This is a genomic window from Enterococcus durans NBRC 100479 = LMG 10746 (assembly GCF_001544215.1).
Taxonomy (GTDB): Bacteria; Bacillota; Bacilli; order Lactobacillales; family Enterococcaceae; genus Enterococcus_B; species Enterococcus_B durans.
The window spans coordinates 44,232-68,254 of record NZ_BCQB01000012.1 but is presented as its reverse complement, the minus strand read 5'-3'; the positions used below and the strand labels follow the sequence as shown (position 1 = coordinate 68,254).

The following is a 24,023-nucleotide window of genomic DNA, read 5'->3' as shown; positions in this document are numbered from 1 at the left end:
CCGGTAAATATGATTCTCAACGAGTGCTGATCGTAGCGAAAAAACCAGATCGTATCTTAGCGCTAGTAGAAAAAGGTGTACCGATCAAAGAATTAAATGTCGGCAATATGTCACAAACAGATGAAACACGTTCCATCACAAAATCAATCAATGTCGTAGATGCGGATGTAGAGGTCTTCAAGAAATTAGATCAGCTTGGCGTTCATTTGATCGCTCAAATGGTGCCAAATGACAAAGCAGAAGACTTTATGAGTCTTTTAATCAAATAGGAGGAATGATTCATGGATATTCAATGGTGGCAGATATTATTATTAACATTATATGCAGGGTATCAAATTTTAGATGAATTACAGATTTATTCTTCAATGAGCGCCCCAGTTTTTGCAGGATTATATGCTGGGTTAGTAATGGGTGATTTAAAAGCAGGTTTAATCATCGGTGGAAGTATGCAGTTGACTGTTTTAGGGGTAGGGACATTTGGTGGTGCATCAAAAATCGATGCCAACTCTGGAACGATCTTAGCAACAGCTTTCTCCATTTCTCTAGGGATGAACCCAGAACAAGCGATTGCGGCCATCGCGGTTCCTGTAGCAAGTTTGATGATCCAATTAGATATTTTGGCACGCTTTGCGAATACGTATTTTGCACATCGGATCGATCAACATGTGGAAACAATGAATTACAAAGCAATTGAACGGAACTTCTTGATGGGGGCATTACCTTGGGCACTTTCCAGAATGGTTCCTGTATTCTTGGCCCTAGCATTCGGTGGTGGCTTAGTCCAAAATGTTGTGGCTGTTTTAAATGGCGACCTAAAATGGCTAGGTGATGGCTTATCTGTTGCAGGGGCAGTCTTACCAGCAGTCGGGTTTGCAATTTTACTACGCTACCTACCAGTAAAGAAACACATTTCTTATCTGATTTTAGGATTTACGATCACAGCGTTATTAGCAACAGTGTTCTCGAATGTCCAATTGTTAGGAACAAGTGTGGCTAGCGTGGTCAAAGATTTCCCAGGAACATTCAATTCATTACCAATGCTTGCTGTGGCATTGATTGGTCTAGCACTGGCAACAATCAGTTATAAGAATGATCAAAAGAATGACCAACATCCAGTAGTAAGTCAGCAATCACAATCTGATGAGGGGGAAATCGAAGATGACGAAATCTAATTATAAATTGACCAAAGAAGATTTTAAGCAGATCAATCGTAGAAGTTTGTTTACTTTCCAATTAGGTTGGAACTATGAAAGAATGCAAGGTTCAGGTTATCTGTATACTATCTTGCCACAACTTAGAAAAATCTATGGTGATGACACACCAGAATTAAAAGAAATGATGAAAACACATACGCAATTTTTTAATACGTCTAATTTCTTTAACACGATCATTACTGGGATCGATCTTGCTATCGAAGAAAAAGAAGGAGTTTCTTCAAAGGAAACTGTTTCTGGGATGAAAGCAGGGTTGATGGGTTCTTTCGCTGCAATTGGTGATTCTGTATTTGCGGCATTGATCCCGACCATATTTGGAGCTTTAGCCGCAAATATGGCAACAGATGGTAATCCAGTGGGTATCCTTATCTGGATCCTTGCTCAGGTCGCTGTCATGGTCTTTCGTTGGAAACAACTAGAATTTGCCTACAAAGAAGGGATTTCTCTAGTTACCACGATGCAATCACGCTTGACTGCATTGACAGATGCGGCTACTTTACTAGGAGTTTTCATGGTTGGAGCATTAGTAGCAACCATGATCAATGTTAAATTCTCATGTGCACCAACGATTGGGGATGTAACGTTGAATATGCAAAACTATATCGATATGATCTTACCTAAACTTTTACCAGCCGGCATCGTTGGTGGCGTTTATTGGATGTTAGGTAAGAAAAATATGACACCTACTCGAGCAATATTCATCGTATTGATCGTATGTGTAGCATTATCTGCATTAGGTGTGATTTCGAAATAAGGGAGAATTGGAAAGATGAGTAGACAACTAGTCTTGATTAGTCATGGCAAATTTTGTGAAGAGCTAAAAAACAGTACAGAAATGATCATGGGACCACAAGAAAATATCTATACGATCCCTTTATTGCCTGAAGATGGCGCGGACACGTATAAAGAAAGATTCCTCTCCGTTACAGCACCATTGAAAGATTACGTAGTACTTTGCGATCTGTTGGGTGGGACACCTGCAAATACCGTTTCCAAGCTAATCATGGAAGGTGAAACGATCGAACTATATGCTGGCATGAATTTGCCGATGGTCATCGAATTCATCAATTTGCAAATGATTGGAGCAGAACCAGATTTTATTGGCTCGGGTCGTGAGAGTATCGTTTCAGTGAACCAAGTGATTGCTGGCATGGGAGACGATGAAGAAGAATAATCAAGCACAACTTCTTTGATGTTGATACAACTGGATATAAATACGGATGTATAAAGAGGCCGTGTATAAAAAAGCCAACGTACCGCGAAATATAGTTTTCTATATTTCACAGTACGTTGGCTTTTATCGTCATAGGATCAGAAGTGATCTTGGTCGATTGAAGAAGCTATTCAGTTACAAATAACTTTTTACTATTTACGCTTTTGCTGTTTACCAGCATTCCGACCATTCTTCGCATTGTTTTTTGGTGCTTGTACTTGTTTTTTTGTTTGCTTCGCAGGTTCAGCAGGTGTGACATCTTTACGAGGCGTCACCACTTGTTTTGGCGGATTTTGTTTTAATTCTTCCGCAACTTGCGCTTTTAATCTTGGTTTCATGATGACATTCGTAATGAATGTTTGTAGACAACTAAAGATCCCACCGACTACCCAGTAAAGAGTGACACCAGCTGGGGCACTGATCGACATGAAGACGATCATAGCGGGTGATACGATCAACATCGTACGCATCGTTTTCTTTTGTTCTTCAGGGATACCGATAGTTGAGATATAGCCTTGAAGTAAATAAGCAATACCGGCAATTGCTACTAAAACTAAGCTAGGGTTACCTAGGTCGATCCCGTAAAAGGTTGATTCACGGATGCCTTCTGTATAGCGAGCAGTGAAATATAGCGCAGAAAAGATCGGCATTTGGATCAGAAGCGGTAAACAACCGATACCACCAGTCATACTTAAGCCATTTTCACGATAAACTTGTTGCATTTCAGTTTGTGCAGCCATTTGTTCTTCTCGAGTTGTCGCAGCTTTCAATTTTTGTTGCGCAGCTTCAACTTGTGGTTTCAATGCTTGCATCTTTTCAGATTGGATCATTGTTTTTTTCGATTGACTAATACCTAATGGCAAAATGATGATACGAACGATGACTGTCATCAAGATAACAGCCCATCCGTAGGACCAATTAAAGTTTTCCACTAAATATGTAATCGCTTGTCCCATTGGGTGAACCAATATACGGTAAATGATTCCTGAAGTGTCAGGGTTACCATTTGAATCCATGCGGACACAACCGGACAAGAAAAGCATGATCGTGACAAGCCCAGAGCCCAATAACCAATTTTTCCATTTATTCATAAAATACTTCCTCTTTTATAATTTTTACACAAGCTTAACTATACTAAAAAAGCGCTCATAATTCAATCAACTTCATAGAAATTTCATAGAAATAACCGATTGGAGGATCAAAAAAGACGCTTAATGTTAAAAAGAAGAATCCAGCTAAAAATACTTCAGTATAAAGCATACTTAGCACCTCCGTTCTCTAAAATAAGATGAGCAACGGATATTTCCTTGAAATTATAATATTAGTGCAAAAACAAGAAGTGGAATGTCAATTTTTTCCACTTCTTGTTTTTTTGACCATTGAGCCGATCCATAAAAAAGCTGACTGCCATGGTATAAGGGGCTAACTATCTCTGTGTCACTTGTTCTAACTCTTTCATTTTCTGGACAACCAGTGCTGGTGTGATCGTTTCTTTCATGAAGTGGATCATTTCATCAGGTAAACATGCACGTTCAGCTACAGCTTGATAGTCACTTTCTGTTAAATGTAAACCCATATCAGCTAAACTCGTTGGTAAGTTCAAGTGATGATAAAAAGGCAGTAGGTGTTCGATTTCTGCTAATTTATTTTCAATCATCAGCTGTACAAGGATACCGTACGCCACTTTGTTTCCATGAAGTTGCTGATGGCTATCAGGGAGTACGGTCATCGCATCGTGAATGGAATGAGCTCCAGCTGTTCGGCCGTAGTCATCGCCAAACCCACCAACCATACCAGCCAATAAAATGTTTGTTTCCACGACATCGATAAAAGCTTGATTGATTTTTTGCTGGTCCATCGCTTCCATTGCCTCTGCACTTTTCTCTAAAAGGATTTCACGGCATCGTAACGCTGCAAATTCCGCTACTTGGACTTCAATAGGCTTGATCGTTAACTGAGAGATGATTGCGTGAGATTCATACCATTTTGCTAAGGTGTCACCAATACCGGCAATCATCATCTCACGAGGGGAGTGCAAAATGATCTTTGGATCGATCAACACTAAATCATTTGCTTTAGGGAACATATCATAGCGAAGCATCACTCCTTCTTCATTATAGACCACGCTAAGTGGGGTATAAGCTGCGCACGTCGCAGCTAGGGTAGGTAAGACGATGATTGGTAAGTTTGCCTTATAGGCAATCAATTTTCCTAGATCTGCTACTTTCCCGCCGCCGACTGCAATAATACCATTGAAATCCTTCTTTTTGCATAAAGAAACAAAACTGTCATCAAGTGGATCGGTACATTCTCCACCATAATATTCAAAAATATTTGTTATTGATAACTCTGGGAAATCATCTTTTACTGCTTTCCAAGATGTTTTTCCATGGAGAATCAAAACGTTGTCGATATGCCTTTTGTAAAGGTGTTCATGGAGTGAGTCCCATGCGTTTTCTTTTATTTCATACTATTGAGGGGCTCCGCGAACAATTAAATTTTTTGTCATATAAAAAACTTCTTCCATTATTTTTTTAAATTAATCTTTTTTTATTATAATAGTTATGCTAGTATATTAGCAAGTTATTTATGAATATTTATTCTTTTATAGCTTTATTCATTACATTATTATTCAAAGGTGGCCAAATGGATGAAAAAAGGAATGAACATATTATTAGTGGCGCTGATGTTTCTACTGGTTTTTTTACCAGTAAAAGTACAAGGTGCAGAAAAAGATGAAATTTACGAGCGGATAAAACAAAGTGGAGAATTAGTCGTTGGCCTATCTGCAGACTATGCGCCCTATGAATTCCATGCGAATGTGGATGGTAAGGACAAAATCGTTGGTTTTGATGTATCCATTGCCGAAAAGATCGCAAAGGATATGGGTGTGAAACTAAAAGTAGAAGAGCTTGGTTTTGACGCATTATTAGGTGCTTTGAAAACTGGCAAGATCGATTTAGTTATATCTGGTATGGCGGTGACTGAAGAACGTTTACAAGAAGTTGACTTTTCTGACCCATATTTCGTGGTACAGCAAAAAGTACTCGTTCGTAAAGAGGACAAAAATAAATTTAAGACGACAGCCGACTTTTCTGGCTTAGCCGTTGGGGCGCAAAAGCAAACCACACAAGAGGAGTTAGTGAAAAATGAACTGACTGGCGCAGAGTTGACCTCCCTGCAAAAAGTTCCTGATCTGATCAATAATTTGCTGAATGAAAAAGTTGAAGGTGTTGTGCTGGAACAACCAGTTGCAGAAGCATATGCCCAACAAAATAAGAAAGTAGCTTTGACTCCAGTAAAATTTGCGCAAGGCGAAAAAACCACAGCTATTGCGATGTCAAAAAATACACCAGAACTGAAAAATCATGTCAATGCGTCAATCAAAACGATCAATGACGACGGCTTGCTGAAAGATTATCAAAAACAAGCGAATCAATTGATGTTCCAAGATGATCAGTCCTTTCTTCAAAAATACGGTCCGTATTATTTGATTGGAACAAAATACACTATTTTATTAGCTTTTGTGGGTGTATTGTTTGGAATGGTCTTTGGTAGTTTGCTCGCACTGATGAAATTGGGTAAGAATAAATTTTTAAAGGCATTAGCCATTATTTATATCGAATACGTACGGGGAACACCTCTCTTAGTTCAAATCTTTATCGTTTACTTCGGAACAGGAGTACTAGGACTGGATCTATCGAAACTGGTAGCAGGTTGTATTGCTGTCTCGTTGAATAGTGCTGCTTATGTAGCTGAAATTGTTCGGGCTGGGATCAATGCGGTCAACAAAGGACAGATGGAAGCTGCACGTTCTTTAGGAATGGACCAGAAAGAAGCCATGCGTTTCATCATCTTCCCACAAGCCATCAAAAATATTCTTCCAGCTCTAGGAAATGAGTTTGTCACGATCATCAAAGAGTCCTCAGTTGTTTCGGTCATCGGGGTATCGGAATTGATCTTTCAAACGGGCGTGGTACAAGGTGCTAGCTTCAAACCATTCCTACCATATGTGTTGGTCTCTTTGATCTATTTCGTATTGACCTTCAGTATTTCCCGTATATTAGCTTTAGTTGAAAGGAGAATGGGTCTGAATGCTTAATGTAAAAAAACTGTCAAAAAGTTTTGGCGAGAATGAAGTCTTAAAATCAATTGATCTTTCTGTGAAAGAAGGAGAAGTAGTGGTGATCATTGGCCCTTCAGGAAGTGGGAAAAGTACAATTCTACGTTGTATGAATCTGCTGGAAGAACCAACTTCTGGTGAAATCTTTTTTAAGGGACAAAACATTACAGCCCCTGACAGCGATATCAATCAAATTCGTCAAAAAATGGGAATGGTATTTCAAAGTTTTAATTTGTTTCCCCATATGAATGTACTTGAAAATTTGACCATCACACCTGTAAAAATAAAAAAAGAAGACCCTAAAAAAGCAAAAGAACATGCTCTATCATTATTGAACCAAGTTGGTCTAAAGGAAAAAGTGGACAGTTATCCTACCAGTTTATCTGGGGGACAGCAACAACGGGTAGCAATTGCTCGAGCATTGGCAATGAATCCTGATGTGATGCTTTTCGATGAACCTACATCTGCACTTGATCCTGAAATGGTCGGTGAAGTGTTGGCCGTCATGCAGGATTTAGCTAAACAAGGGATGACGATGGTCGTGGTCACTCATGAAATGGGTTTTGCTAAAGAAGTCGCCAATCGTGTGATTTTTATGGCTGACGGCATCATTCAAGAAGAGGGAACACCGAAAGAGATTTTTGAAAATCCGCAAAATAGTCGAACACAGGATTTCTTGAACAAAGTGTTGTAACAAAGATGGAGGAAGTAAGATGGACAAAAGTAAGATTGCACGCCGGTTTCAGCAACCAGCAGAAAATCTGTTGATGAATATTGCTATTTTGGCAAAGGAAAAAGAGGATATTATTGATTTATCGATTGGTGATCCTGATTTGATCACTGATCCGACGATTATTGAAGCAGCTTATACAGATGTAAAAAATGGTGCTACTAATTATACTGCGCCTGATGGCAGCAAAGAATTCTTGTCAACGGTCGTAGATTTTTATCAAAAGAAATATGGATTGAGCGTTGAATGCAACCAAGTTCGAGCTACAGTCGGAGCAATGCACGGGATGTATCTAGTTTTACAGGCATTACTAGATCCAGAGGATGAGGTCATCATCCATGAACCTTATTTTTCACCATATCGGGAACAAATCATTTTATCTGGAGGCACGCCTATTTTTGTTCCTACCTATGAAGAAAAGGGCTTCCAGTTGGATGTGGAAGATTTAAAAGCAGCGATTACGGATCGTACAAAGGTGATCGTCATCAATTCGCCGAATAATCCTACGGGAGCTGTTTTTTCTGAGAGCACGTTGAAAAAAATCGCTGAAGTCGCAATCGAAAATGAACTCTATATCATTTCCGATGAGATTTATGAAGACTTTGCCTTTAAAGAGAAGTTCGTACCGATGGCGCGATTTGCGCCCGATAATACGATCACTGTCAGTGGTGTATCGAAGGGGTTTGCGATGACTGGCTGGCGCTTAGGATACATGATCGCACCAGCATACATCAATCAAATTGCTGGGTTGATCAATGAAAACATCACTTATTCCGCACCGACTGCTTCTCAAAGAGGTGCAATCTATGCATTAAAGCACTATGAACAGCTTGTACCGCCAGTTGTTGAAGTATTCAAAGAACGGTTAGCCTATGTTGAAAAAAGAGTGGCAGAAATCCCTTACTTATCTTTATCTTCTGTTTCTGGAAGCATGTATGCTTTTATTAATATCAGTAAGAGTGGGCTCGATTCAGTAACGTTTGTGGAGGAAGTTTTAGAAAAAAGCGGCGTACTTTTTGTCCCTGGAAAAGCGTTTGGGGAAACGATCGGGGACAACTATATTCGACTAGCAGCGACTCAGCCATTGGAAATCTTAGGTGAAGCCTTTGATCGTTTGGCAAAACTAAATTTTTAGATAAAACTGGATATTTGAAACAGCTATGGGTATCCATTAGAACAAAAAGGGAAAATGATCCTTTCGAAAGATGGGTATCCATTAGAACAAAGAGGGAAAATGATCCTTTCGAAAGTTGGCTTGTTGACTGGGCAGCGTCAGGATTTGACAACGAAAAAGTGGTAGTGGAAAATCAAAGTCGATTTTCCACTACCACAAAATACTATAGACTCCATTTTATTGAACCAAAATTTTTGAAGTCCTCCCGCTTTTACGTATGCCAATCACTGGTTACTAAACTCGCTAACAAGAATTTTTTTGTCGATCTAGGATGGAGAGAGGAACAAACTTTTTCGATCTACATACAGACAGTCCGGTTTTTCTGGCATTTCCTATTCATTTCTAGAAGGTCAGCCTATTACAACAAACTTTTTTCTGTCCTCCATCATCGGATTTTCCTGAAGGTCCACATATTGGACACGTCCGCTGGGGCTTGGTGATCGTTTGACTTCTTCCACGAATTTTTTGATTGCCTCATCGTCTCCCGCGGCTTCGATCGTAACAGAGCCATCATCTTCATTTTTAACTGTTCCGGTGATCCCTAATTGATCCGCTACGATTTTTGTCATATAGCGAAAACCAACGCCTTGTACACGTCCTTGCACGTTCATCTTGATTTTGTTCATTTTATTCACCGTTCTTTCTTTTATTTTTAAATTAATGATACCGACTTTTTTGCTACTGAACAAGTGCAATGATCTAATCCATGGTATAATAAGTTGAGGTGAAAAATGTGAAAGAGATCCAATCAGCAAAAAATCCAAGAATCAAAGAATTAAAAAAATTACATAAGAAAAAATATCGTGAAGAAAAAGGGGAATATCTACTTGAAGGGTTTCACCTGATCGAGGAGGCTGTTGCCTCAAATGCGAAGGTCAACGAACTTTTTGTTACGCAACGCGGTCTGACTGAGTGGTCTAGTTGGCTTGAAGAAAATCAGGCGCTTTCTGTTACAATAGTATCAGAAGAAGTGATGGCAACTGTTTCAGATCTACCAACTCCGCAAGGAATCATGGCAGTGGTGGAAGCTGAAAAAAGAGAGATACCGAATTTTGAAGGTGGTTGGTTGTTGCTCGACAACGTACAAGATCCCGGCAATGTAGGGACAATGATCCGCACAGCCGATGCTTTTGGTCTATGTTGTGTCGTGCTAGGTAAGGGAACGGCTGATGTCTACAGTACCAAAGTATTAAGAAGCATGCAGGGGAGTAACTATCATTTACCGATCATCCAAGAGGATCTAACAAAACTATTGCCTATCCTTAAAGAGCAAGGATTTATAACCTATGGAACAGAACTGAATGAAGAAGCAGTGTCCCTGAATGACATCCAGACAACGAAAAATTATGCGATCGTGATGGGGAATGAAGGTCAAGGCGTACGTCCAGAAGTGCTGGCGCTAACGGATAAAAATGTGTATATACCGATTCAAGGAAATGCGGAGTCTTTAAATGTAGGAGTTGCAGCGGGCATCATGCTTTATCACTTCTCCGTATAGTTAAGGAACTATTAAGCTTTCTGCATTTTGCGAAAACCTCACTAGAATATTACGAACACTAGTGGTATACTAAGTTCAATTTCAAAGATAAATGGAATTCAAAAAGGTGGCAGATCGATAATTATGACAGAAAAATGGCGTGAAGACGAAGAATATATGTCTTATATAAAAGATCTATTAGAAACTGATGCAGTAAAGAAATTAGCAAATTACACGCAACATGTCCACTCGACACGATTAGAGCATTCAATCAGTGTGTCTTATTATAGCTACAAATTAGCGAAAAAATGGGGCGGTGATGCAAGAGCGACTGCTAGAGCAGGCCTTTTACATGATTTATTTTACTACGATTGGCGTACGACGAAGTTCGATGAAGGGACACATGCGTATGTTCACCCAAGGATCGCGGTGAAAAATGCTGAAAAAATCACGGAGCTTTCAGATCTAGAGCGTGATATTATTTTGAAACATATGTGGGGAGCAACGATTGCCCCTCCTAAGTATAAAGAAGGTTATATCGTTACTTTTGTGGATAAATATTGTGCAGTCAAAGAAGCAGCCCAACCAATGACAGCTTCAATGAAACAAAAATGGCAACGATATTTCGGTAAAGAACAATCGATTTAAGGTATTTAACTAAGTATTTGGCCCGAGGATTTTGAAAAAAATCCTCGAGTTTTTTGTTTAGACATTCAGGTCGAGATAAAAGCCGTTTATTCGAGCGTCTATAGCAAAACTGATTTTTAGATTTGTTACACTTTCTTTTGTTTAGACATTGACTAATTGGTCTTTTTACTGTTTACTTTGTTGAGATGAAAAAGTACATAACCAACATAAAAATAAAGGGGGTGATGATAAGATGCGATGTGTATCTTATTTAAAAGAGTTTGAGGGCTTTATCTAGAGGCACTTTGATAGAAAGATCACTTTTTTCTTCAAAGTAGCCGATTTTGAAAGAAGAAAGGACTCAAAGTCATGGAAAAAACAATCAAACCATATCAATATTATTTTATCAAGCGAGAAGTCGAGCAGCTGTTAAACGCCTATAGTTCAGTGAATGATCCAAAGACAGTCCAAACAGTCCAAGCATTAGCTGCGGAAAAGATCCACGAGGTACTTGGTCATCCAAATACAGCTGTAAATGAATTTATGGAAAAGGTACTAGACGTCACTCTAAAAAAAGAAAAAGCAGAACGACTATTAGAGGAATTGAAAGTGATCGTTCTTCCATTCATACAACCGACAAAACCGCAGATCGATAAATTATTCCGAAAAGTGAAAAAGTTAAAACAACCAGATTGGAATCAACTGGATTTAAGGGAACATACTTATATTGGTTGGAACGATCCAGGTAGCCAGAAAAAATTTATGATCTATTATGAAGAAGAAAAACTAAAAGGGATCAGTGGAACATTATCTCCTACAATCAACAAAGGAATTTGTTCGATTTGTCAAAGAACTTCAAATGTTTCACTCTTTCTTTCTACCACAAAAACTGGTTCAGATGGAACATACACGAAAAAAGGAAATTATATTTGTCATGATAGTGACCAATGTAATCAGCAGTTGGTACAATTAGCTCCTTTTTACGAATTCACAGAACGAGTGAAACGTGAGCGATGATTTCATTGTATTTTTCTGAAAAATATGCTATCTTATTTGGTGAAGTGAATAGGTGATGGTGTTCGCCTTTAAACGTTGATCGTAAGATAACTAATGACGCCTACTAAAGAAACGGGGTACCCCTTTTTTTAGTAGGCGTTTTTTTGAGGAGGAAATGAAATGGAAAATCGATTACCTGATCCATTGAAGGTGATCATCTATATGATCAAATGGTTATTGATCACAGCAATTTTAGGTATTTTTATGGGAAGTTTATCCGCATTCTTTCTAACTAGTTTGACTGATGTGACAGCTATTCGGCTGGAGCATACTTGGTTACTTTTTCTTTTGCCGATAAGTGGGGGACTTTTTGCTTATCTATATACGACGTATGGGGGCAATTCTTCCCGAGGAAACAATTTAGTGATCGATCAAGGGAATGGAGGAAATGAAAAGATTCCATTACGGCTGATCCCACTGACCTTATTTGGCACCATTACCACGCATCTTTTTGGTGGTTCTGTTGGTCGGGAGGGCACAGCGGTCCAAATGGGCGGGGCACTTGCTGAGAACTTTGCTCGTTGGCTAAAATTGAACAAAATCGAGCGTGAGATTCTTGTCATCAGTGGGATCAGCGCAGGTTTTAGCTCAGTATTTGGGACGCCCTTGGCTGGGACATTGTTTGGATTAGAAGTATTGGCAATCGGAAAAGTGAGAACCGAAGCACTGTTTCCAAGCTTTTTTGCAGCACTTTTTGCGAACTTTGTAACGGAAAGTTTCAATGTCAAGCATACCCATTATCAAATGGGGGCGATTCCTGCATGGAACCCTTCACTTTTCTTCAAACTGTTGCTTGCGGGCATTGCATTTGGTATCATTGGCTGGCTCTTTAGCCGTTCGATCGTCTGGTTAAAAGCTTGGTATGCAAAGAGGATCCCCCATCCAGTTTTACGCAACTTTATTGGAGGAGCAGTCGTGGTACTCGTAGCAGTGATTTTACAGACGCAAAGATATCTCGGATTAAGCTTACCTTTATTACAAGATGCATTTAATGGAAGTGCTCATCCTTATGATTTTCTTGGGAAACTTGGCTTTACCGTTCTATCACTTGGTGCGGGGTACCAAGGAGGCGAAGTGACCCCTCTGTTTGAGATTGGGGCAACTTTAGGTGCGACATTAGCACCCATTCTTCATGTATCAGTACCTTTTTTAGCAGGATTAGGGTTTATTGGGGTGTTCTCTGGAGCAACGAATACACCGATTGCTTGCTTTGTTATGGGGATCGAACTTTTTGGAGGTCAAGCAGCCAGCTACTTCTTTATGATCTGTTTGATTAGCTTTATGTGTTCAGGGAATAGTGGAATCTATTCTGCGCAAAAAGTTGAAGTGAAAAAAGGGATCTTGTTCTTACCGATCCTTGGAAGAATCTCACGACAAAAAGAGAAATAAAAAATGGAGTGCCGCAAGGCCTCCATTTTTTATTGAGCAAATTTGAGAATAAGAGCAGAAAATACTGCAAAGCCGATCATCAAGCCACAGATGATAAGATGGCGTTTTTTGTGTAAGACAAGGATGGCAATAAATTCTCTTAAGATAGCATTCGGTAAGTAGTATAGTGCAGTTTTTGCACCGATTCCGTTTGCATTGAGTTTCGCTTGCCGCGCATATAGTCCAGCTCTAAAGGTATGGTAATTATTTGAAGTAAAAATTGCGCGATAAGGCCCATTCATTTGCTGATCCATTATTTCTTTTGAAAACAGCATATTTTCTAGCGTCGTTGTGGAATTCGTTTCTACTAAGATATCACGCTCGGGAATCCCTTTTTCTAAAGCATATTGTTTCATTGCAATGGCTTCAGCTACTTTTTCATCGGTTCCTTTTCCTCCTGACATGAGCAAGACTGGCGGATTCAAAGTTGCTTTACTTTGTGCCCAATAAAATGCGATCGCCTTATTGATCCTTTTAGCAAGTAGGGGAGATACGCGTTCACCATCAATCAAGCCAGCGCCGAGAACAACGATATAATCTTGGTTATACCTTGGACGGTTGAACTGATACAAAATTGAAACAGTCATAAAATTAAAGAAAACGATGAGTAGATAAGCAAAAATAAACGGAATGACAGCAAATAGAGCATTTGCCCATTGTGGGAGCCAACGGACTAATGTATAGTCCAATATCAAAAAGATAGTCAAAGCGACTCCTAACAAGAGGGTCAAAAGATTGGCCAAAGAACGGGATTCTTTTTTCATGACTACAACACCATTCCAAAATAAAAAAATGATCAAAATGTAGATACCGATTGCCAAAAGAATTAATATTGGTATCCCGATCAAAGCCAATAACCCATCGATAAAGATATTTTGCGTCTCTATTAGTAGCCACCCTAGATAACCACCAAAGACAATCAAAAACGTATTAAAAAGTACGCCATTCATTAACCTACGTTTCTCCTTAAAATAGAAAAATGCAAAAATACTGAAAAATAGCAATGGAATCAAAAAATAAAATGTATGATAAAAAACTTCTAAAACGACGAAGTAAGTGACCATCATCATAAAAGTCCACGTCCCACAATAAAAGAATAGAGCGGGATCGCTTTGGCGCTTGCGCCAATAGAGGATGCCTGACATTCCTAAAATATAGATAACTAAAAATATCAGGTCTCTAGTAAGATTCATTGAATGAACTCCTTTCGATTTGTAAATTTTTTCTTAAAAAAGATAGCATCATTTAGTAGTAAATACAGCGGATATAGATAATTGAGTTACTAAATAGTCAATCAGTTTTTTCACGACGTTTCTATTATAACGAATTATGTTGAAAAAAGCTTTTATCGAAAACATAAATCTTCAAATTAACAGATTTTTTAGACCTCGATCTTGAGGAAGACTTTTGTAGATACAAATAACTGTAACATTAAAAATGAATGCGAAAACGATATTTTTTTTATTGGAAAATATCGGTCAAGCAACAAACCAGTTGCATAATAAAATGTTAACGGCAACAAAATCTGTGGAAGGAATGAACTGGATGATTTGATGGAAAAAACAAGATGGACAAGAAGTATACATAGTAAAACGTGGAACAAGTAGGCCAGAATGAAAAAATCAGTATTTATCTACTCGCTTTTTTATACATTCACTGTCACAAATATAATCGAAAGTAATTCTATTTTGAGATAAAGTATTTTATAGGAGATAGTATATGAACAAAAAAAGATTTAAACGTATTGAAAGAAAATTTGCATTAACTTATGACCAAGCTAAGTATTTGAAAACACTATTTCCAAAACAGGTAGTTCGGGATAAATATAGTGATCATTTTATTTCTTCCTTGTATTTTGATACAAACGATCATCACTTTTTAAAAGAAATCACTACAGAAAAGTCCTATCGAGAAAAATTTAGAATCAGAAAATATGGAGATCCTCAGGACATATCGCCTATCTACTTAGAGATAAAAAGAAAGTTTCAAGGAATGACAGATAAACGTAGAATAAAATTAGCGCATCATGAGCTCGATGATATGTTGGAAAATATCGAGTTGGCAGAAACCACATTCAGTAATTTAGAAGAAGAGTATATTTTTAATGAAATACAGTGGTTGTTCAGAAGGTTGGCATTGGAGCCCAAAGTATATATCTATTATTTAAGAGAAGCATTTGTAAATAGAGATTCAGAAGATTTGCCAATCACTTTTGATCAAAATATCCATTACCGTCTAATGAACTTAACGACCTGGGAACACTGTACAGAAGACAATCTGGTAGCACCAGAAATCGATGTGCTGATGGAAGTAAAAACGACAGGAGAAATACCTGAATGGTTACAGGTAGGATTGGATAGGATGGGCAAAAAAGAGATAAAATTTTCTAAATATAAACAAGTCTATAAAAGATATATCCAAGAGGACCCGCTCTATGTTCAATAGTGTCTTAAAAAATGAGCCTTCTCAACTCACACTAGATGATTTCTTTTTATGTATGGTGGTGTCGATTTTGCTAGGCATTCTGATTGCTTACACCCATATGTATCAAAACAACTGTACAAAAAACTTCATGTTTGCCTTGATTGGGTTACCTACTTTAGTACATACCATCATTTTGTTGATCAACGGTAACTTAGGCACGGGGATCGCTGTTCTGGGCGCATTTAACTTAGTGCGATTCCGGTCTGCTCAAGGGAATTCAAGAGATATTTTCAGTATTTTTTGGGCAACGTCGATTGGTTTAGCCACAGGGACGGGGTATATTGTCTATGCACTATTCGTGTCTAGTATAGTTGCTGCTATCCAAGTCATCATCTTCACGCTTCCAATCAAAAATAAACATACAGTTTTTAATACTGAAAAAACGATCAAGCTAAAAGTTTCTAAATCCTTGTTTCTTTCGAGTATGATTGAAGAAAAAATTGCAGAATATACAGAAAACTGCAATTTAAAAAAAGTAAAAATCAATAAAGAAACTTGCTCCTTACACTATATAGTAAAAGTAAAAACGAGTATGCTTGAAAAAGAATTGGTTCGAACGATCATGGATCATCCAGAAGTCATTTCGATCACTGTAGGTATGGATAAATCGAATAAATTATTGTGATAACTAAGAAAAAGAAAGTACTTAACAATGAAGTAAGACCCCAGTTCCAAAGTTTAGCGGGGACACTTCAATAAAGTACTTTCTTTTTTGTCTTCAGCAATCACTCTTAAAACTGAGACCAAGCTTTCTTGAAAAGATAGCGATAAAGATCAACCTCCCTTTTTATCTCGAGCAATTTCCTTGCAAGGCTGTTTCGTTGATCTTAAACGAGTAATCAACAGTCAAAGATGCGATGGCCATAAAAAAATTGCATTAAGTTGGCTGGTATATGATAGCTGAGAATCTAAGGAAGACTATCCATTCTGTTTCTTAAATTCCGCTAGTTGATAGATATCAGCCAATTGTTCCAGATGATCAACATCAAAGATAACCGAAAGATGTTTCCTTTGATTCCCGTTTGCTTGAAGAGTTTTTATCTTCTCTTTGGTTCCTTCACTTAAAGAGAGCGTGACTAATTTCTCCCTCATTTTTTCTGGAAAATGAAAGGATACTTTGAAAAATCCGTCCCAAATAGAAAGCCAGAAGATCGGTTTTACTTTCTGAGAGTGGGACAAAAGTAAGAAACACTTTTGTCTCATTCTTTAAAAACGAATAAACGGTGGGAGCAGAAGCAACTCCTTCGGAAATAAGCCGAAATTCACAAAAATTTGAAAAGCAATTTTCGTGAATTTCTTCTTATTTCTCGGAGTTAAACACTTCTGTCCCAACCTCTTGTATTCACCTTTTGATAGCCAAGCTTTTCCATCATTATAAAACCGCCAATCCATAAGAGTGATTCCTTGGCTTTTTATATTCCTAATGAACTCTTCGTATAGTATAGTTGCTTCTCCTAGTCCAGCAGAGATTAATTCCTCGGTTGGCGTTACCGTTGCATCTCGCAATAATTGTTGCTTTTCACCCATACGTATTTCCTCCGAAATTTCCATTTACCTGATTATACCAAAGGAATCAGAAGGGACAAAAGAAAACCCACATACTTCGCATTATGTACTCATGCAGTGTACCAAGATTTAGTTGATTTTCTCGGAGAGCTACAGTTTTGTTGCTCGGAGTTTTGCAAAGCAAATATCCATCAGACACAAAAAAAACGAACAATACAAAAAGCGTATTGCTCGTTTTTCTCTTCAGTTTCTCACACCTAAACGACTTTTGTCTCGACCTCTTTTTGGTGACTATTCATGATGTTAAAATAAATTACTGAAAAAATCTGTGACATGGCGCCAACCAATGACAAAAATATTAGCTTTTTCAACAGTAGAAGTGGTGATGATGTCTGTCGAAGGCTCTTGATTTGCTTCCAAATAGCCTAATTTGTCATCAGCTAATTGGATCGTTGCTGAGCCAACTGTAGTGCCTTTGTTGATAGGAGCGTTCACTTGATCATCCGTTACTTTCTTTTTATCAAGTGTTGGAGTAATCGTTAATTTTCCAGTATCCATTCCATTTTCGACCCAGACTTTTACAGGGCTTTTTAGCGCAACATTGACGGAGGTTTCTTTTCCATCTTTCACTTTGATGTCTTTTAGGCTTGGAATGCTTGCATTTGCTTTTCCAAGTTCTTTTTCTGACCAGTTGTCATAACAATAATCCATCAATCGTGACGTTTCATTGAATCGGGCACTTGGATTTTCTTCATGGTTATCTGCATTTAAAACGACTGTGATGATGCGTCGGCCATCTTTGTTGATCGTTCCGACAAAGCATGCACCCGCAAAATCAGTTGTGCCAGTTTTTAATCCATCGACACCTTCGTGATAGTTTACAAAACCAGGTAGCATCCAGTTCCAATTGACCATTTCAACCGGTGACTGTGTGTTTTCGCCGAATGTTTGATTGGTGGTACTCGTGATTTTTAAGACTTCAGGATAATCTAAGATAAGGTGACGAGCAACAATAGCGACATCTTTCGCAGACAGTTGATTTTCATCTGTTTCACCAGTATTCTCAGGTCGATTCTCACCTAGGTAAGAATTGTTTAAACCTGATGCATTGACGATCGTTGCATCTTTGATACCCCAATCTTTTAGTTGTTTCTTCATTAGCTCAAGAAATTTACTTTCACTGCCTGCAACTTTTTCAGCTAAAGCAACCATAGAAGCATTGGCTGATTGGATGAAAGCTGAGTCAACAAGTTCTTTCACTGTATAATCATTTTCTTTATGCAAAGGAACATTCGATAGATCCGGCACGACACTTAATTTTTCTGCATAATCCGAAATAGCTACCTTATCTTCCCAAGATAATTTACCCTCTTTGATTTGGTCAAGTACGATATATAGACCAATGATCTTTGTGATGGAAGCAATTCCCATCGTTTTTTCGCCATCCTGATCATAAAGGATTTTTCCACTTTCTGCATCTACGGCAAAGGCAGCTTTGGCAATTATTTTAAATGCGTCGTCTGCTTGAACAGTTGCGCTAGGCAAGAAAGAAGTGATACATAAGATAAGACTTGCTAATAGTACAATAAAACGGGTATTTTTTTTGAACATCTTTGTTCTCCTCATTTTTAAATTGATTCTTACAACTTAGAATATTATCAGAGAGAACAAAAGGTTTCAATGGTTCTGAAAAAAACCTTATAAAGAACAAGTCTTATTAATGAGGAATCAGAGAAAGTTATCTTTTGGGTTCACTGACACGAACTCTGACTGGCTGTACTTCGGGTTCGGTTAGGCGTGATGCTGCAAAAAGGGCGCCTGCTGAGAGTGCGACCAAACTAAAAATCATGAATAATTGCATAAGATCACCTCGTTCTATTTTGTTTTTTTATAGTATAGCAAGAGAGTTTGAAGCTACTGTTAAGGAAATGAGCATATAATTGATGAAAGTATGAAAAAAATATGAAGTAGGACAACACAACTAAAATTCGATCAGGTATTTCTCTGGTAGGGATTCGTTTTATTGTATTGATAAAATGGGATGTGGTAGACTTTATTTACAGATACAAAGAAATGATTTTTTTAGGAGGGGTACGTTTATGGCAAAAAAAGAAAAAGAATTATTATCACAATTGACTTCAGAAGGTACCAAAGGACCGTTTGTCACGATTATGTTAAACACCCATGTTGCGCATCAAGACGTAGAAAAAGATCAAATCAAATTCAAGAATTTTGCAAAGGAAGCGAAAAAGCGCTTTGAAAAGAAATACTCTGAGCATGATTGGTCCCCATTCCAAGAAAAAATTACTAGTTTGCTGGACGATCCGTCTTTCTGGCGTAGTGCCACAACGAGTGTAGCTGTCATAGTATCATCAGAACAAGTGTTTATCCATCGTTTGGGGATTCCTGTAGATGACCAGTATTATGTGAGTGATCTACCTTATTTATTAGCGATCATCAAAAATGGACATTTCAACTATTCATACTATTTATTAGGATTGAATCGTGATTCGATGAAATTGTACGAAGTAACGAATAAACAAGTCAAAGAAGTGGCTTTGCCTGAAGATGCACCAAAAGATGTCGTCACTGCTTTAGGATCTGAACTAACAGGAGGCGGGTTGAACTACGCATCAAATGGTAGTGAAGGTACGACGTTCCATGGAGTAAATCCTAAAGATGAAGAAGTCGAAATTGATTGGGTCAATTATTATCAAGCAGTCGATGACTATTTGAAAGATACATTTGAAAATCCAGAGAAATGGCCTATCTTCTTATTTGCATTACCAGAAAATCAGACGATGTTCAAAAAAGTGGCGAAGAACCCTTATTATCGTTCCGATGTTGTGATCTCAGCTTCACCTGCACAACTTTCATTAAAAGAAATTGAAGCAGGCGCAAAAAAACTATCGCAAGAATTAGCTGTCAAAGAAGCAAGTGACTACAATAAGTTGCTTGATAAAAAGTTCATTGATCAACTCGTTGATATTATACCGGCAGCAAAAGAAGGGAAAATATCCCATTTATTCATTGCTACATCTAATTTAGCAGATGGTTTTGGCGAAGATCCAGAAACAGAATATGACCGCCGTCAGGTGCTGAATGAACTAGCAGATAATGTGATCACGAACGGTGGTCAGGTCTTTATCCTTGAACAAAAAGATGCACCAGACGAAAAGAGTTTAGTTGCGATCTTACGTTATTGAGTGAAAACTATCGAAGTAGATGAATGGTCAGGCGTTGATAGAAGTGTATAGCTCCGATAAAAGGAGTTTCCTCTGGTTCAGCCGTTGGATTCATCTTGAGCGAGAGACAAAAGTGTTCCTAACTTTTGCCTGTCGCTCATTATTTTTGTGCTTTAGTCGCATTGGCTTTGCGAGGGGAAGATACTTTTCTCAGAAAAACGACACCTTACAGTTGAGAGGTGATAGATGCGCATACTAATTTTTATCAGTTAAAAAATGATGTGGATCATTAGAGAATTCCAAAGTTCGTTCATCCTTTTTTCAGATAATAAATTGAAATTTTTTGCAAAAGTGAAAATAGAAAATAGAAATTTTCTGAATCTTATAGGGGTGATTTCGAGAAAACGCTCGTTTATTTGCAAATATATCTTCTAAATAAGAGAATAAATACAAAAAAATAAGGAAAAACTCTGGTAATTTTGTAAACGGTATGATATAGTAAGAATGTAGTTTTTGTTCGGTAATCTGTGGTAGCTTGTTTCAAATAAACATCTTCCAGACATACACCATTCAAGTAATTGCAAAATATGTGTTGATACACAAGGAGGATTTTTATTATGGAAACAGGTACAGTAAAATGGTTTAACTCAGAAAAAGGTTTTGGATTTATCACAGCAGAAAACGGTAACGATGTATTCGTTCATTTCTCAGCTATCCAAGGCGACGGCTTCAAAACTTTAGAAGAAGGCCAAACAGTAAACTTCGATGTTGAAGAAGGTCAACGTGGCCCTCAAGCAACTAACGTTGTTAAAGCTTAATCAACCTATATAATTTATAAAGCTCGGAGAAACTATTCAATTAGTTTTCCGAGCTTTTTTTGTCGTGCGCAACTGTTTTATCCATTGTGAAGCTCCCCATCTTTATGATGATTTACTAAAAGAAAGGAGAGGGTCAAAGTAATTTTCTTAGGTTTGTAGTATAATCGCAAGAGAATATTTAAAGGAAAGAGAAGGGGTATTTATTTTGAAACCAAAAACTTATGCAGTTGTTGATATCGAAACAACTGGGACAAATCCAAAAGAAGATCGAATAATCCAATTTGGGTGTGTCATGATTGAAGGTGGTCGAATCACTTCTCGTTTTTCGATAGATATTAATCCAGGCCGAAAGATTTCTAAACAAATCCAACATTTAACTGGGATTACAAATCAGCGTGTGCAGCAAGCACCTTATTTCGAAGATGTTGCACAAACAATCTATCATTTATTAGCTGACACGATTTTTGTCGCACATAATATATACTTTGACTATAATTTTCTTAACCAAGAATTGACACGTTGCAATACACCAGCTTTGACGATTCCAGGAATCGATACCGTTGAGTTGGCACAAATTTTCTTGCCCTGTGAACCAAGTTTTCGTCTTTCTGATTTATCGGAGAGTCTAGGTTTTGTCCACGAAAATCCCCATCAGGCAGACAGTGATGCAGAAGTGACTGCGCAACTTCTTTTACTGATCGAAGAGCGTATGCAGCAGCTGCCAATCATCACTTTAGAAAAAATCATTGAATTAAGCGGGCAGACAGGAATGGATACAGCTGGATTCATCCAACACGTGACCGATAAAATGCGAGAGAATCCTCCTAGATTGAAGGAAGACTGGGAAATCATCGATGGCATTGCTTTGCGAAAAAAAGAAGTAGAGCTCTACACAGATGTGCATTATGGCAAAAAGGTCTATCCAAGGAAGAAACAGGCCAAAGAGAAGATGTTTGGCAAAACATTGATGTATCGAAAAGAGCAGAATCGTTTGATGAATGCGGTGTATGACCATTTTACAAAAGATGAGTCTAAAAATCTGATGATTGAAGCTGCTACAGGAATGGGCAAAACAATTGGCTATCTCTTACCCCTTAGTTATCTGGCAACACCAGAAAAACCAGCAATCATCAGTACAGTATCGCTTGTTTTACAACAGCAGATCATGGAAAAAGATATCCCTTTGTTGAATCAGTTATTGGAGCAACCGATCCAAGCGACTATCATCAAAAGTTACCGGCATTATATCGATCTCCAACGATTCAAGGCAACACTGGCAACACCAAAGGAGCAAAAACAATATGCTCTCTATCAAATGTCGGTCTTGGTCTGGTTGACCCAAACAACAACGGGTGATTTAGATGAATTACATCTGACGAATCTGAATCATGCTTTTTTCTCAGAGATCGCGCATCGAGGAACAAACTTTTTAGCACGTAATCAATCTTTCTATGAACAAGATTTTGTCCGTTTCTTAGAAAGAAAAGTCCAGCAGAGCAATTTTTTGATTGTGAACCATGCTTTTTTAGTCCAAGAGACACAAAGGAAAACACCTTTACTTCCGAAAAGTCCTTATTTATTGATCGATGAAGCGCATCATTTACCAGACATTGCAGAAAAGGTGAACGACCAGCGTCTAAGTATTGCTCAATTTTATAAACAAATCCAGCAATTTGAAGATCCAGAACGATTGTTTGACCGCATTCAAAGTTATTTGCCGGAGAATCATGACATGCGTCGCAGGCTTGAGATTTACCGAGATGAATTAAGTGCATTATGTGAAGCACAGATTTTTCTGGCAGAAGGATTGAATGAGTTTGCACCTAAGGAGACCCATGGCGAATATCCAGAAGAAATAATGGTCACCAAAGATATGCTTGATCAGCTTCCATTAGAAGCAAGCATGGCAATTGATCATCTTCATTTGTTTTACCGCGAAATCCAACAATTGCAGATACAGATGCGCCTCAGTCTAGAAATCATCCAAGAAAGTTGGACGAACCAGATGCGGATCGATTTGGCGACTTTCTATCAGCTGTTTGATCAAATGGAAAAACAAGGATTTTTTATGGAAAAATGGCTAGAAGATTGGCATGAGAATCTGATTCATTGGTTCGTACCCGGTAAGAATCCGCAGCAAACGATTTTTCATTTGCATGATTTCCAGGCAGCTCTATTAGAAACAACCGCTTGGTATCCTCGCTATGAAAGAATATTATATATCGGTGGTACATTAAAAGTCGGGCCAAATCGTCACTATCTAGCGAAGCGCTTGGGGATAGAAGGAACACCACTCAAAGTGATTGCTTCTCCTTATGATTATGAACAACAAGCTAGAGTCTATGTGCCTAAAGATGCTCCGGCAATCAATCAAGTGAGCGGTCAGCAGTATGTTGATTATTTGGCAAATTCTCTCATGGAGCTGATTACACAAGAGAAGCGTCCGATCTTAGTCCTTTTTACCTCACATGATATTTTACAAAAAGTGTACCAACGGATTCATTTGACTATGTTGGAGCAAGGACGAGAGATTCTGGCACAAGGTTTTGGTGGCAGTCGCCAAAAACTTTTGAAACGGTTCACGTTATCGGAAATGAGCGTACTGTTTGGTGCAGACAGCTTTTGGGAGGGCGTCGATCTACCTGGAGATGCGTTACAAATCGTAGTAGTGACTCGACTTCCTTTCGATAATCCTTTGCGTCCGATGGTAAAGGCTAGAAATGCGTATCTTGAATCAGAAGGACTCAATCCCTTCTATCAGGAGTCGGTCCCCAAAGCAGCCTTGAAGCTGAGACAGGCATTAGGTCGCTTGATTCGTTCAGAAAAAGACCGCGGGGTTCTGCTGATTTTGGATCGGCGCTTGCTTTCTGCTAAATATGGGGCGCGGATCATTCAAGCTTTGCCTAAAAAAATCACGATCAAGGAAGACTCCATGGAAGAGATTTGCCATGATATCCATCACTTCTTAAACAAAAACGAAGAATAAAC

Annotated in this window: 22 protein-coding genes, 1 pseudogene and 1 riboswitch; of the genes and pseudogenes, 16 read left to right on the top strand and 7 right to left on the bottom strand. The window is 38.3% G+C overall.

Annotated elements, in window-relative coordinates:
• From ED2_RS05320 to ED2_RS05305, 4 genes are all read left to right on the top strand, one after another.
• On the top strand, positions 1-269 hold a 269-nt coding region (locus ED2_RS05320), incomplete at its 5' end, for a PTS sugar transporter subunit IIB (protein ID WP_164703918.1).
• 12 nt (positions 270-281) lie between these two features.
• The gene (locus ED2_RS05315; RefSeq protein ID WP_005875514.1) at positions 282-1,172 is read left to right on the top strand and encodes a PTS mannose/fructose/sorbose/N-acetylgalactosamine transporter subunit IIC; all 891 of its coding nucleotides are present in this window, start codon (positions 282-284) and stop codon (positions 1,170-1,172) included.
• The gene (locus ED2_RS05310) at positions 1,159-1,968 is read left to right on the top strand and encodes a PTS system mannose/fructose/sorbose family transporter subunit IID (RefSeq protein ID WP_016177473.1); all 810 of its coding nucleotides are present in this window, start codon (positions 1,159-1,161) and stop codon (positions 1,966-1,968) included. The genes ED2_RS05315 and ED2_RS05310 overlap by 14 nt, the downstream gene beginning before the upstream one ends.
• A gap of 15 nt (positions 1,969-1,983) precedes the next feature.
• Complete coding sequence (locus ED2_RS05305; RefSeq protein WP_016177474.1) at positions 1,984-2,388, top strand: PTS sugar transporter subunit IIA; 405 nt, start codon at positions 1,984-1,986, stop codon at positions 2,386-2,388.
• A gap of 191 nt (positions 2,389-2,579) precedes the next feature.
• On the opposite strand, the gene yidC is transcribed toward ED2_RS05305, so the two are convergent.
• Together yidC and ED2_RS05295 are read right to left on the bottom strand one after the other, a co-directional pair.
• Positions 2,580-3,518: a membrane protein insertase YidC gene (gene yidC / locus ED2_RS05300; RefSeq protein ID WP_016177475.1), complete on the bottom strand. Its 939-nt coding sequence runs from the start codon at positions 3,516-3,518 to the stop codon at positions 2,580-2,582.
• 335 nt (positions 3,519-3,853) lie between these two features.
• Entirely contained in the window at positions 3,854-4,891 is a 1,038-nt protein-coding gene (locus tag ED2_RS05295) for an iron-containing alcohol dehydrogenase family protein (RefSeq protein WP_227645019.1), read from the bottom strand.
• Between the two features lie 186 nt (positions 4,892-5,077).
• On the opposite strand from ED2_RS05295, the gene ED2_RS05290 reads away from it, so the two are divergent.
• The 3 genes from ED2_RS05290 to ED2_RS05280 are packed head-to-tail and all read left to right on the top strand — an operon-like array spanning position 5,078 to position 8,415.
• Positions 5,078-6,529 carry an ABC transporter substrate-binding protein/permease gene (locus ED2_RS05290; protein ID WP_016177478.1) on the top strand — a complete coding sequence of 484 codons (1,452 nt, stop codon included), beginning with the start codon at positions 5,078-5,080 and terminating at the stop codon, positions 6,527-6,529.
• A complete protein-coding gene (locus tag ED2_RS05285) occupies positions 6,522-7,244 on the top strand; it encodes an amino acid ABC transporter ATP-binding protein (protein ID WP_016177479.1) in 723 nt (240 codons plus the stop codon). The genes ED2_RS05290 and ED2_RS05285 overlap by 8 nt, the downstream gene beginning before the upstream one ends.
• Before the next feature lie 19 nt (positions 7,245-7,263).
• Positions 7,264-8,415, top strand: a complete 1,152-nt coding sequence (locus ED2_RS05280) for a pyridoxal phosphate-dependent aminotransferase (protein WP_016177480.1) — start codon at positions 7,264-7,266, stop codon at positions 8,413-8,415.
• 389 nt (positions 8,416-8,804) lie between these two features.
• Here the strand turns inward: ED2_RS05280 and ED2_RS05275 are convergent, their stop codons facing one another.
• A complete protein-coding gene (locus ED2_RS05275) occupies positions 8,805-9,080 on the bottom strand; it encodes an acylphosphatase (protein WP_005875530.1) in 276 nt (91 codons plus the stop codon).
• A gap of 107 nt (positions 9,081-9,187) precedes the next feature.
• Here ED2_RS05275 and ED2_RS05270 point away from each other — a divergent pair, with 107 nt between their 5' ends.
• From ED2_RS05270 to ED2_RS05255, 4 genes are all read left to right on the top strand, one after another.
• Positions 9,188-9,952 carry a TrmH family RNA methyltransferase gene (locus ED2_RS05270; RefSeq protein WP_016177481.1) on the top strand — a complete coding sequence of 255 codons (765 nt, stop codon included), beginning with the start codon at positions 9,188-9,190 and terminating at the stop codon, positions 9,950-9,952.
• 123 nt (positions 9,953-10,075) lie between these two features.
• Positions 10,076-10,579, top strand: a complete 504-nt coding sequence (locus tag ED2_RS05265) for an HD domain-containing protein (protein WP_016177482.1) — start codon at positions 10,076-10,078, stop codon at positions 10,577-10,579.
• 348 nt (positions 10,580-10,927) lie between these two features.
• On the top strand, positions 10,928-11,575 hold the full coding sequence (locus ED2_RS05260; RefSeq protein WP_005875535.1) for a FusB/FusC family EF-G-binding protein: 648 nt from the start codon (positions 10,928-10,930) through the stop codon (positions 11,573-11,575).
• Positions 11,576-11,617: 42 nt separating this feature from the next.
• Positions 11,618-11,685, top strand: a riboswitch (Fluoride riboswitch).
• A 49-nt stretch (positions 11,686-11,734) separates the two neighbouring features.
• Positions 11,735-13,003, top strand: a complete 1,269-nt coding sequence (locus ED2_RS05255) for a voltage-gated chloride channel family protein (protein ID WP_016177483.1) — start codon at positions 11,735-11,737, stop codon at positions 13,001-13,003.
• A gap of 29 nt (positions 13,004-13,032) precedes the next feature.
• Here ED2_RS05255 and ED2_RS05250 read toward each other — a convergent pair whose 3' ends face one another.
• Complete coding sequence (locus tag ED2_RS05250) at positions 13,033-14,235, bottom strand: YdcF family protein (RefSeq protein WP_016177484.1); 1,203 nt, start codon at positions 14,233-14,235, stop codon at positions 13,033-13,035.
• Between the two features lie 526 nt (positions 14,236-14,761).
• On the opposite strand from ED2_RS05250, the gene ED2_RS05245 reads away from it, so the two are divergent.
• Together ED2_RS05245 and ED2_RS05240 are read left to right on the top strand one after the other, a co-directional pair.
• Complete coding sequence (locus tag ED2_RS05245; protein WP_016177485.1) at positions 14,762-15,487, top strand: polyphosphate polymerase domain-containing protein; 726 nt, start codon at positions 14,762-14,764, stop codon at positions 15,485-15,487.
• Entirely contained in the window at positions 15,477-16,151 is a 675-nt protein-coding gene (locus tag ED2_RS05240) for a DUF4956 domain-containing protein (protein WP_005875543.1), read from the top strand. The genes ED2_RS05245 and ED2_RS05240 overlap by 11 nt, the downstream gene beginning before the upstream one ends.
• Before the next feature lie 293 nt (positions 16,152-16,444).
• On the opposite strand, the gene ED2_RS05235 is transcribed toward ED2_RS05240, so the two are convergent.
• From ED2_RS05235 to ED2_RS05225, 3 genes and pseudogenes are all read right to left on the bottom strand, one after another.
• The gene (locus ED2_RS05235) at positions 16,445-16,729 is read right to left on the bottom strand and encodes a DUF3788 family protein (protein WP_081606623.1); all 285 of its coding nucleotides are present in this window, start codon (positions 16,727-16,729) and stop codon (positions 16,445-16,447) included.
• 189 nt (positions 16,730-16,918) lie between these two features.
• Positions 16,919-17,053, bottom strand: a pseudogene (locus ED2_RS15985) (DUF3788 family protein); the annotation flags it as partial.
• Positions 17,054-17,335: 282 nt separating this feature from the next.
• Complete coding sequence (locus ED2_RS05225; protein WP_016177487.1) at positions 17,336-18,643, bottom strand: serine hydrolase; 1,308 nt, start codon at positions 18,641-18,643, stop codon at positions 17,336-17,338.
• Between the two features lie 488 nt (positions 18,644-19,131).
• On the opposite strand from ED2_RS05225, the gene ED2_RS05220 reads away from it, so the two are divergent.
• From ED2_RS05220 to ED2_RS05210, 3 genes are all read left to right on the top strand, one after another.
• The gene (locus ED2_RS05220) at positions 19,132-20,238 is read left to right on the top strand and encodes a baeRF6 domain-containing protein (protein ID WP_005875553.1); all 1,107 of its coding nucleotides are present in this window, start codon (positions 19,132-19,134) and stop codon (positions 20,236-20,238) included.
• A gap of 596 nt (positions 20,239-20,834) precedes the next feature.
• Positions 20,835-21,035 (top strand): cold-shock protein, encoded by a 201-nt coding sequence (locus ED2_RS05215; RefSeq protein ID WP_005875554.1) that lies wholly within the window; start codon positions 20,835-20,837, stop codon positions 21,033-21,035.
• A 205-nt stretch (positions 21,036-21,240) separates the two neighbouring features.
• Positions 21,241-24,021 (top strand): helicase C-terminal domain-containing protein, encoded by a 2,781-nt coding sequence (locus ED2_RS05210; RefSeq protein WP_016177488.1) that lies wholly within the window; start codon positions 21,241-21,243, stop codon positions 24,019-24,021.
• Positions 24,022-24,023 lie beyond the last annotated feature (2 nt).